Raw genomic sequence first — 10,435 nt, forward strand, 5'->3', positions numbered from 1 at the left:
TTCTCTTCCGTTGTTTCCTTGCTGATTTCCATTATTCCCTTGCGAGCCTCTATCGTTGTTTCCTTGCTGATTCCCATTATTTCCTTGTGAGCCTCTTCCATTGTTCTCTTGCTGGTGCCCATTATTTCCTTGCGAGCCTCTTCCGTTATTCCCTTGCTGGTGCCCATTATTCCCTTGTGGTTCTCTTCCGTTGTTTCCTTGCTGGTGCCCATTATTCCCTTGTGGTTCTCTTCCGTTGTTTCCTTGCTGGTGCCCATTATTTCCTTGCTGATTTCCGCTATTCCCTTGCGAGCCTCTTCCATTGTTCTCTTGCTGGTGCCCATTATTTTCTTTTATCTGCTTCGGTTGTTGTTCCTTATATTGCTTTTCTTCTACATACTCTTTCTTCTCATTGCTTTCTTCTTTTACAGGAGGTGCGTCCGATGATACATCAGAAGATGACTTTTGTTGTTCTTGATTAGACGGCGGTGCAGGTGGAGTAAGCGAGTTTTTCTTCTCATTCTCTTGTTTTATATAAACGCCCGTTCCTACTCCTGCTTTCTTGGCATCCTCCCGTATTTGCATCGTGCTGCTTTGATATTCAACTGTAATATGTTTTATCTCATACTCTTTCTTTAATTCCTGCAAAGCCTTTTCCAACTGTGGTTCTAGCGATTTGTCCTTTGCAACAGCTGTTAGCATAACTTTCTTATCATTTGTTAAGTACTTATCCTCTTGACTCTGCTTTATAATCGTACGTATTACATCTTGCAGATGTTTATTTTCCCACCCTTTCATTTCTTTTAAAATACGCCTTCCGTCATCATTACAAGCCCGCAAATCTATAACACGAAGATCCTCCGTTACGCTCGCCTCTAAACTTGGATTTATATCAACTGAGACATAAGCAAACACTTTTTCTTCTGGTTGATTGTAGAAAAACAGCAATACGCATAGAAAACCAGCAACAATTACTGTTGTAGGCTTTAAGAATGGTGGTATTGAAAAACGCGGAGCTCTTTGTTCTTGTTTGTTAAACGAGATTTCCTCTCCTATCATGTATGGGTGCGTTTTTCTTTTAAAAGTAATAAACTCTCCATTTGGAGTTAAAACAACTACGTTATGTTTTTTTATATCCATTACAATTCCTTTATTCATCATGCTTTTCCCCTCTTATGTAATCAAGAATGTATGTATAGTTGTTTGCAAAAATAATACACATTGCAATAATGTATTTTCTATGTCGTTCCAACGTTTTACGACTTACCCTAACACGCGGTTCAATATGTTTAAGCGGTAATTTTTTCTTTCGGAACAGCTCTTCTATCATTTCCTCTTCTTTTATAATAATCTTCACAATCTCTATTAAATGCTCACGCGTATCACGATGCTTAGGAGATTCTTTAGCCAGCTCTGAAAATGTGATTTTAAACTCAGCTAACACACTTTGAAAATGAAGAATTTCCTCCTTACGGTTACTATTGTCCATCTCTTTCATATACTCCGTAAGCGACACTTGCATTTCTAACCTTTCCTCTTGCTCATCTTCTTTTAAAAAGACAAAGTTATGCTTAGATTCCTTGCGTATATAGTCAATTACATCTCTTTTTATAAGAAGATCAGCAAACGCTAAAAAAGATTTCCCTTTTTTATATGAATACTGTTCAATTGCTTCATTAAACGCAAAGAGTCCAATACTATATTCATCATCCTGTTCTGTAATATATCGGCGACAGACAGACGATATTGATTTTCTAATAAACGGCTGATACTGTACGATAAACGCTCCCTTATCTCCTCCGTTGTTTTGTATGTCACATACGATATCTTCTATTTTCGGTTTTCTTAGGATCTTCATTACTAAACTTAACACTAGTAATCTCCCAGCCTCCTTCAAATAGCAAAAAGGCCACTAAACAAGTGACCATTTAACCACATTTTGCTAGTACTTTTCTTTTGGTTTGTCTTCTTGCTGTCACTTATATTTTTCGAGACTAACTTTTTTCACCGTTTTCTTAATGATCTCCCTTTTCTCTCGGCACTAAAGTTCAGTTTGTATGTTAATTTTCTTTCACTTGTTTTTCTTGCTCTTTTTCTATTTTATCTGTAATTCTTGAATAACTCTTCTCTATATCCTTGGTAATTTAATCCTTTTATTTCGGATTCTCCACTTAATCTAGTAATTTTATTACCACTTCAATGTTCTTTCATAACCATTTTTCTTCTATTGATTTTCTTCACTATATATATTCGAAGGAATACATAGTTTTATGGGGGTCAAAGAATATTTTTTATAAAATATATATTTATTTCAAAAATAAAAACCATTGATTTGAAAAAAGGCTAATCAATGGTTTTCTTATAATATCTATTAAATTAAGTTGGGCTCTCATTATATATAAGAATATCTGCTGTTCTCACTATTTCCTGCCGATTTTCTCTATTGTTATCTTTTTTGATTATCATAATATATCTTATCTACATATTTTTGATCATTTCTTTTTAGATACGTTTTTATCGTGATTTTTTAATGTAATACACTTATATGATTTTGCTATTTCCTCTATTTTATTAGATACATATCTGTCTCTATTTTTTTAACTCTGTAACGGAATCAAGACTAATTTCTTACAGAATGAAACCAAGGCAATTGTTTAACACATGTATCGCCATAACATATGCAAGGGATCTTTTAGAAATCAGATAAGCAATAGTAAGTATCACCGCGCCTGGTAAATAAATGGCATAATCCGAAAGCTGGTTCGTATGAAGGAATGTAAAGATTAGAATCGAAATGATAGATGCAATAGCAGTACCAATATAATGTGAAAAGCGATTTATTAAAATATGACGAAACACAATTTCTTCAAGTATTGGACCCAGAATACCAAATACAAGCAATGTAAATATAATAGGTACCTCCGCACCTGCTTCAAGGAGCTGTTCTTGGTTCTCTGGCTGACCAGTTGCTAGAAAATGCATAATAGAATTTTCAATAATTACCATAAGTAAAACCACCATAGGAATACTTACTATTTTCAAAATTGTTTTCTCTTTAAAATATGCAAAACTCTCAATAATTTCGTTCTTAAATAAAATTATTCCAACAATAGCAGGTACAGTAAAACCAATGGCACCAAGAGCAAATTCTGATTCAACTAAATTGGTGTTAGTTAAAAGTGATATGCCAAATAATATGAACAAACCCATTTGAAATGGTAAGAACAGTGTTAAAATTACTAGCATAATAAGTTCTTTTTTATTCATTTTTATAAAGTTCATTTTATTATCCTCCTAATTAAATTACCTACAATCTTTGATTTTTCTTTCCGCATAAAGTTCTCCTTCTAAATATATTCATATAAACAAACGAACCGAACGGTCCGGTCCGGTGTCTAATGATACTATAAGTTTCTAGTTTTTTAAACCCTTTTTACAAATGATTAACAAAATAGAAAAAAGCAAATATATTTATAACTCAGTTTCTTATTTACAATCAAATTTCAGTACTCATTAATTATTTCTTTTATAGAATGAAGTAATCAGGCTTTTACCCACAGGAACTGCGAGAGGTAATATTATATAAGAAGTGAAAGTGGGAGTAGTTCAAACACTTTAGCTAAACATATTGATAAAGATTATATATAATACTCATATGTCTATGCACTAAAATTAACTATATATTTTTACATCTTCTACGATTTTAGGTAAAATTAGTTGTCTAACATGACTAAATTAAACAATTGATCATATTAGTTTTGACAGAAAATTCATTTAAAAAATATAAATAATACAATTAGATTAACCTCTGTTCAAACTGTATTGTGTGAGGTTTCCATAAGATAGGGATTGATAATATATTTTTACTTCACACTTATTTATACTTACAAAAAAATAGAGGATAAACATTACCTGGAATATTAAGCTCGTTTTTATTAGGAGGACTACAAAGCATGACTAAAGTTGATACGGTAAAGGAAAAAATTATTGAAACATCTTTATATTTATTTAATACTAATGGGATAACTCGCACATCCATCCAGGATATAATGACAGCTACTGAACTACCTAAAGGATCTATTTATCGTAGATTCAAAAATAAAGAAGAAATTGTCCTTGCTGCCTACAACAAAAGTGGTGAGATTATGTGGGGGCATTTTCATAAAGCAATGGAAAATAAAAAGACAGCAATCGATAAAATCCTTGCCATTTTCCTTATATATCAAGATGCAGCTAATAATCCCCCTATTGCTGGAGGCTGTCCATTGCTTAATAGCGCAATTGAAAGTACTGGAGTATTTCCAGAATTACAAAAAGCAGCAGCAAAGGGTTATGATGATACAGTAATGTTAATGGCTTCTCTCATAAAAGAAGGAATAGAGAAAAAAGAACTTAAAGAAGATATGGACATTATATCGCTCGCTTCTTTTCTTGCATCTTCAATGGAGGGCGCTATTATGGCAAGTCGAGTATCGAACGATAATATACACCATCAGTATTTTATTGAACAAATAAAACATCATCTTCTCACTTATTCTAGATAAGTGAGAACTTGCATTGCTTTTATTCCATTTTTAATAGCCTTAAATTGAATACACCCCTCTCATAAAAAGTATTTTCTGTTTATGAGAGGGGTGTATTCATATATTTATATAAAAACTGACTTATCGCTAGTAAGTAGGAATTTCATTTATCATTGTATATTCTGCACATACCTCTCCTTGTTATCCTACCCTTAAAATAAAAAATGACATTCCTTCCGTAACATTAAAAAAGATCTTCAAATTTTTAGATACTCCTACTGTCGGCGTTCAAAAGCAAGACGTACAGCAAGACCGGTTAATACACTTGCCATAAGCCAACTCTGTACTCGCAGCCACGTTGGGCGTGTGCCAAACCATGTAGCCATTTTACTTGCTGTAAACACAATTAGAAGGTTGACTATAAAACTAACAGTAATTTGCGTAAGGCCTAAAACTGCACCTTGTATAAGCAACGATCCCTTCTCAGGATCTTCAAATTGAGGTAACAGTGACACATACAAAATAGCAATCTTTGGATTTAGCAGGTTAGTCATAAGTCCCATTAGAAATAATTTCCGTGGTGGCTCATTAGAAATAGTACGAGGTTCCATAATAGAAGTAGCACCCGGTTTTATCGAATTCCAGGCGAGCCAAAGTAAATACGCAGCACCTGCCCACTTGACCGCTTCGTAGACAGCAGGTACTGCAAGGAATAAAACTGTAAGTCCGAACATAGTTGCGATTATATAAATTACAAATCCGAGCATAATGCCCAAGAGAGAAATAAATCCCGCCATACGTCCTTGCGTAATGGAACGAGAGATAAGATAAATCATATTAGGCCCAGGTGAACAAACCATGCTAAGTGAAACAATTGCAAATGCTAACAAAGTACTAAAGCTGACCATAACCCTTCCCCCTTCATGTTACATAAAACTTCCTATTGTAAATCTTATCATGACTGAGGAAAGAAAAGATCAATTAAGTTAAGCTTTAAAAGTACCCTATCCATATTGACACTACAGCAACTACTAACAAAGCAAAACAAATTGTGATATTTCGAACCTACTTTTGTACATCCTCAAAATACCGCTCTATAAATAAAGCGTAAATATAAACCATAAGAAGTAGAACAACGAAAGTAAAGGACCCCCATTTATCGTTAAATTTTTCATTGGTATATGTGCTTACATGAAGGAATAGAAAAACAAACGCTATTATGAATAGCTCAAATATCCTTTTTTTATTCACCCCGCCACCACCTTACAATAATTCCCTTTTATTCCATTTTAACAGAACATAATGTGTAGCAGTATATGAATATTATATTCATGTCAAAAAGGCTAACAATTCAAAATTGTTAGCCTCTACTTTCCATATTCGTACCTTTTATCACTTTACTTCCTAACAACTGGGATCCACATTTCACCAAATACTAAGCCGTCACTTTGCCCCATCTCAACTGTTGTATTTGGCCCACCAACATAAGCAAAGTCCGTTGCTTCTCGTAAAGCTTGACCGAAGGCGATACCAGTAAGCTTATTACTTAGCTCTTCAGCCGTTTTGTCTTCCCCTTTCACTACTAAGTATTCTCCCTTCGGAAACTGGATCACTCTAGATTCTTCTTCTATTTGTGCTTCTGTCATGACACCAGCATAATACATCATCTTGTTATTCACTGCTTCGCTCACAGAAAAAATGTATTCGTTTGTAGCTAGAGCTTTTAAAGTGTCCAACCTTCCATCTTCTTTAACAGCTGACCAAAAGTCTTCCTTTTCTTTATTGATTCCAGCAAAGTCTGTATAGTCACTCTTAATTTCAGTTCCAATACCTAACACAATAAAGCTATCTTTTTCTTCTATCGTATAATTTTTCATATTCAATACCTTCCTTTTTTTAAAATGAATCAAACGATTTATCTTTTCATCTGATGAGTTTATAATAACTTTAAATCATGTCAAAAAATGATACTGTTTAGGAGACTCCAATGAAAAAAGTTGAACGGATTAATACAATTATGCGGTATATCAACAATCGCTCCCACTTTACAATTAATGAAATCATACGAGAATTTAACATATCACGATCGACAGCTATTAGAGATATTAGAGAAATTGAAGCTATGGGCATGCCACTTGTCGCTGAAGTTGGGAGAACTGGTGGCTATTTTGTCATGCATAATTCTATCCTGCCCGTTGTTCGCTTTACTGATAACGAAGTCAAAGCTCTTTTTATTGCCTTTATGGCTACAAGAAACCAACAACTTCCCTATTTAAAAAGTCGCCAATCTTTAGCCGAAAAACTACTAGGTCTCATTTCAGAAACCCAGCAAGATGACCTTGTTCTTTTAAATCAACTTTTTCTTTTTGAAGGGACTAACCCTCATAATCCCGATCTACTGGAGCTTTCTGACCTCCCACACCCTATGTTAGAAAAACTCATCCAAATCCTTCTTTCGGATAGACATTTATTGATTACCGTCAAAGAAGAAGAAATCAAGTCTTATCCAATTTATCTATTACACCTTTATCAAGAAAAAAGCCATTGGATCATTGAAGGATTTGACTTAAAAGAAGAAAAGAAGCTGATTTTTCCTGTCGATGACCTCATCAATATTGAACCATACACGACGAAAAAAAGGTTAAGTAAAAAAAAGATTTTAGAAAAACTAAGTAGGAAGGACGAAGTAATTAATCTTGTACTTGAACTTGGGCCGAAAGCGATTGCCCAGTTCAAAAAATACCACCCTTTCAAAGTTTCAATATCTTACACAAATCCTTACCAATCTACAGCCATTTTAAAAATATTTATCGATGTTAATAATTCCGATGAAGTGACAGGGATAGCAAATTGGCTGCTTTTCCTAGGAAAGGATATTACGATCAGGAAAATGCCTGAAGAAGTATTAAACGATTTACAAGAGCGACTATCCTTATATTGCCCTTGAGCGATAATCCGTTAAATCAAAAATATTGAGTTTAATTCGTTAACAGTTGCCCATATTTTTTACCGTGAGAGCACAATACATAATAAAAGCACGGAAAACCTCCCGTGCTTTTTCAAATATATATGATTTCGAGTGACTTAATTCACTTATCCTAACTGACGTTTAAATGCTTTACTAGCGAAAAAATAAGAGATGATCATGATGCCTACGCACCAAGCGAGTGCAATCCATATATCGTTGCCAACAGTACCTTCATATAAAAGGGCACGAATCGCATTCACGATTGAAGTTACAGGCTGATTCTCAGCAAACGCACGAACAATTTTAGGCATCGTTTCAGTAGGTACGAAGGCTGAACTAATAAATGGAAGAAAAATTAGCGGGTACGAGTAAGCTGTCGCCCCTTCCATAGACTTCGCTTTCAGCCCTGGAATGATAGCTAGCCATGTGAGTGCTAACGTAAACATCCCCAGTATTCCAGCTACTGCAAGCCAATCTAGCATATTAGCACTTGAACGGAAACCCATTAAGAGTGCAACAAGAATAACCACCACGATAGTAAGCACATTAGCAACAAGAGAGGTTAAAACGTGAGCCCACAATATCGATGAGCGCTTAATAGGCATCGTAATGAAACGTGCCATCAGCCCACTCTTTACATCCGTAAATAATCGTACAGAAGTGTAAGCTACACCGGATGCGATAGCCATTAGCAAAATTCCCGGCAATAAATAATTAACGTAGTTATCCGTTCCTGTCTTTATTGCACCGCCAAACACGTAGACAAATAATAGCATCATCATAATCGGTGTAATCGCTACTGTAATAATTGTATCTGGACTTCGCATAATATTGCGCATTAAGCGCCCTAGTAATACCCCTGTTTTGCTTTTCATTTACATCTCCTCCTTTTTACCGATAATCGCAAGGAAAATTTCTTCCAATGTTGGCTGCTTCTCGATATACTCTACTTTTGCTGGCGGGAACATCTCTTTCAGTTCAGTAAGAGTACCCGTCGTGATAATTTTTCCGCCATGCAAAATAGCGATACGGTCAGCCAGTTGTTCAGCTTCCTCCAAGTACTGAGTTGTGAGCAAGATCGTTGTACCGCTGCCGGCAAGTTCCTTGACTGTATCCCACACTTCGATCCGTGCTTCCGGATCAAGTCCAGTCGTTGGTTCGTCAAGAAAAATAACTGCTGGCGCCCCGATCAAACTCATCGCGATATCAAGCCGGCGCTTCATCCCGCCTGAATACTGATCTGCCCTTTGGTTGGCCGCATCTGTCAGGCTAAATCTTGCAAGTAAATTGTCAGCGACTTGGGCGGGACTAGAAACACCACGTAACTTGGCGATCATTATCAAGTTTTCCCTCCCAGTAAGCATGCCGTCTAAAGCTGCGAACTGTCCTGTCAAACTGATGCTTTGACGAACATGATCTGATTGACGCTGGACGTCAAAACCGCAAATACTTACTTCACCATCATCTTGTTTCATTAACGTCGAAAGGATATTGACTGTTGTCGTCTTTCCCGCTCCATTTGAACCTAGCAGCGCGAAAATTTCACCACGCTGCACCTCAAAATCCACTCCCTTTAAGACTTCTTTATCTTTAAAAGATTTTTTTAACCCTTTTACAGAAATCGCTGCGTTGCTCATACTTTTTCCCCCTTATTAAAATAGGTTACCTACAACCTCTATTTAGTATCACTGATAATCTGTACTACTTAGTAGTGGTGTGAAAATAGAACTGAATAGCGATGGCGGCAATCCACATTTGTAACCAGCTAATCAGTCGGTATTACTAATTGCATTTATTTTTTTCTCAATTTCTTCATAATACTTTCATTCAAATCTTCACGATACTTAGAGACATACGTTTTAGCGTTTGCCACTAGTTCGTCAGCAAATGATGCTACGTCCTCCCCAGTAATATCAAGCACTTGTCTGCCTTCCGCTGCACCAGCTTCAAACAAATCGATTAATTCATACTGTATGTGTAGCATATCCATCCCGTTTCCTGCTGAGAAATTCCACATGTAGTTTTGAATTTTCTTAAACACAAACTGATAGTCTTCCGGTAGTGCTGCAACACGTGCCATCATCATTTTGTATTCTTTTTTATCACCAATTAATTTTTTAAACATTTCCAACATCTTATTTTCCTCCTTTTTTATAAAGCAGAACAAGAAACTCTCCAATTATGGGCCGAAACATTTTATATTATGAAGCTAGTTTGACTTCAAGACGTTAATTTTTGAAGATACAAAATCCCATTTTTTCCAAAACAATTCAAGCTCCTGACGGCCATCCTCATTTAATGAATAAAACTTACGAGGCGGTCCCATATCTGATGGTTTCTTTTCAATATTCACAAGCTTTTTCTTTTCTAATCGTACGAGGATAGTATAAACCGTCCCTTCTACAACTTCAGTAAACCCAAGATCATTCAGGTGGCGGGTAATCTCATAGCCATACGTTTCTCGGCGGCTAATGATTTCCAGCACACACCCTTCCAGTGAACCTTTCAGCATTTCAGTTAAATTTTCCATATCCTGATCCTCCTTTACCCCCTATTCTGTCTGACTTATATTCAGTATCACAGAGTACTAAGGCGAATTTTTACTGAATAGTTTTTGAGTGAAATCACACTATTCAGTATTACTTATTACAACTACATTGTACGACTAAGTAGCTGTGAATGTCAACTGATTTTCAAAATTTTTCTAAAATCCGCTATTACCTATCGTTTACTGAAAATATTTTGAGAAACAACGCTACTCAGTATCACCTACTACTTCTACATTGTATGACTGAGTAGTTGTAAATGTCAACTCGATTTTTATATTTTTCTAAAATCAACTATTACCTACCCCTCTAAGAAAAGAAAATACCCCAAAACAAATATTCTACATTTTTGTTTTGGGATGCTATAGACTAGCTCTTCTTCTTAATAAGACAAATCATCCTTTTATTACGATAACATC

At 35.5% G+C, this 10,435-nt stretch carries 11 protein-coding genes and 1 pseudogene; 2 read left to right on the forward strand and 10 right to left on the reverse strand.

Annotated elements, in window-relative coordinates:
- The 3 genes from MR113_RS25600 to MR113_RS25610 form a co-directional block, all read right to left on the reverse strand.
- Positions 1-1,137 (reverse strand): anti-sigma-I factor RsgI family protein (locus tag MR113_RS25600; RefSeq protein WP_277929789.1); only part of this gene is annotated, 1,137 nt, incomplete at its 3' end.
- Positions 1,130-1,852: an RNA polymerase sigma factor SigI gene (gene sigI / locus MR113_RS25605; protein WP_242257302.1), complete on the reverse strand. Its 723-nt coding sequence runs from the start codon at positions 1,850-1,852 to the stop codon at positions 1,130-1,132. The genes sigI and MR113_RS25600, both read right to left, overlap by 8 nt.
- Positions 1,853-2,607: 755 nt before the next feature.
- Positions 2,608-3,261, reverse strand: a complete 654-nt coding sequence (locus MR113_RS25610; protein ID WP_242257303.1) for a CPBP family intramembrane glutamic endopeptidase — start codon at positions 3,259-3,261, stop codon at positions 2,608-2,610.
- 671 nt (positions 3,262-3,932) lie between these two features.
- Between MR113_RS25610 and MR113_RS25615 the strand changes: the two genes are divergently transcribed.
- Positions 3,933-4,523, forward strand: coding sequence for a TetR/AcrR family transcriptional regulator (locus MR113_RS25615; RefSeq protein WP_242257304.1), 591 nt, complete (start codon positions 3,933-3,935; stop codon positions 4,521-4,523).
- Between the two features lie 254 nt (positions 4,524-4,777).
- On the opposite strand, the gene MR113_RS25620 is transcribed toward MR113_RS25615, so the two are convergent.
- The 3 genes and pseudogenes from MR113_RS25620 to MR113_RS25630 form a co-directional block, all read right to left on the reverse strand.
- Positions 4,778-5,410 carry a LysE family translocator gene (locus MR113_RS25620; RefSeq protein WP_242257305.1) on the reverse strand — a complete coding sequence of 211 codons (633 nt, stop codon included), beginning with the start codon at positions 5,408-5,410 and terminating at the stop codon, positions 4,778-4,780.
- Between the two features lie 85 nt (positions 5,411-5,495).
- A pseudogene (locus MR113_RS25625) lies at positions 5,496-5,753 on the reverse strand (DUF3963 domain-containing protein).
- 146 nt (positions 5,754-5,899) lie between these two features.
- Positions 5,900-6,379, reverse strand: coding sequence for a GyrI-like domain-containing protein (locus tag MR113_RS25630; RefSeq protein WP_132136519.1), 480 nt, complete (start codon positions 6,377-6,379; stop codon positions 5,900-5,902).
- 110 nt (positions 6,380-6,489) lie between these two features.
- Here MR113_RS25630 and MR113_RS25635 point away from each other — a divergent pair, with 110 nt between their 5' ends.
- Positions 6,490-7,449, forward strand: a complete 960-nt coding sequence (locus tag MR113_RS25635) for a helix-turn-helix transcriptional regulator (RefSeq protein ID WP_242257306.1) — start codon at positions 6,490-6,492, stop codon at positions 7,447-7,449.
- Between the two features lie 146 nt (positions 7,450-7,595).
- Here the strand turns inward: MR113_RS25635 and MR113_RS25640 are convergent, their stop codons facing one another.
- The 4 genes from MR113_RS25640 to MR113_RS25655 all read right to left on the reverse strand — a co-directional run bounded on the left by MR113_RS25640 (position 7,596) and on the right by MR113_RS25655 (position 10,000).
- A complete protein-coding gene (locus MR113_RS25640) occupies positions 7,596-8,345 on the reverse strand; it encodes an ABC transporter permease (protein WP_242257307.1) in 750 nt (249 codons plus the stop codon).
- Positions 8,346-9,107, reverse strand: a complete 762-nt coding sequence (locus MR113_RS25645) for an ABC transporter ATP-binding protein (protein ID WP_242257308.1) — start codon at positions 9,105-9,107, stop codon at positions 8,346-8,348.
- Between the two features lie 155 nt (positions 9,108-9,262).
- Positions 9,263-9,604 carry a DUF1048 domain-containing protein gene (locus MR113_RS25650; protein WP_000891984.1) on the reverse strand — a complete coding sequence of 114 codons (342 nt, stop codon included), beginning with the start codon at positions 9,602-9,604 and terminating at the stop codon, positions 9,263-9,265.
- Positions 9,605-9,679: 75 nt separating this feature from the next.
- On the reverse strand, positions 9,680-10,000 hold the full coding sequence (locus MR113_RS25655; RefSeq protein WP_000429486.1) for a PadR family transcriptional regulator: 321 nt from the start codon (positions 9,998-10,000) through the stop codon (positions 9,680-9,682).
- Positions 10,001-10,435 lie beyond the last annotated feature (435 nt).

The organism is Bacillus cereus group sp. BfR-BA-01379 (assembly GCF_022663605.1).
Lineage (GTDB): Bacteria > Bacillota > Bacilli > Bacillales > Bacillaceae_G > Bacillus_A > Bacillus_A mobilis.

Coding starts and splice junctions, on each gene's coding strand:
- MR113_RS25610 (WP_242257303.1), bottom strand. CDS start 3,261: ATGAACTTTATAAAAATGAATAAAAAAGAACTTATTATGCTAGTAATT.
- MR113_RS25615 (WP_242257304.1), top strand. CDS start 3,933: ATGACTAAAGTTGATACGGTAAAGGAAAAAATTATTGAAACATCTTTA.
- MR113_RS25620 (WP_242257305.1), bottom strand. CDS start 5,410: ATGGTCAGCTTTAGTACTTTGTTAGCATTTGCAATTGTTTCACTTAGC.
- MR113_RS25630 (WP_132136519.1), bottom strand. CDS start 6,379: ATGAAAAATTATACGATAGAAGAAAAAGATAGCTTTATTGTGTTAGGT.
- MR113_RS25635 (WP_242257306.1), top strand. CDS start 6,490: ATGAAAAAAGTTGAACGGATTAATACAATTATGCGGTATATCAACAAT.
- MR113_RS25640 (WP_242257307.1), bottom strand. CDS start 8,345: ATGAAAAGCAAAACAGGGGTATTACTAGGGCGCTTAATGCGCAATATT.
- MR113_RS25645 (WP_242257308.1), bottom strand. CDS start 9,107: ATGAGCAACGCAGCGATTTCTGTAAAAGGGTTAAAAAAATCTTTTAAA.
- MR113_RS25650 (WP_000891984.1), bottom strand. CDS start 9,604: ATGTTGGAAATGTTTAAAAAATTAATTGGTGATAAAAAAGAATACAAA.
- MR113_RS25655 (WP_000429486.1), bottom strand. CDS start 10,000: ATGGAAAATTTAACTGAAATGCTGAAAGGTTCACTGGAAGGGTGTGTG.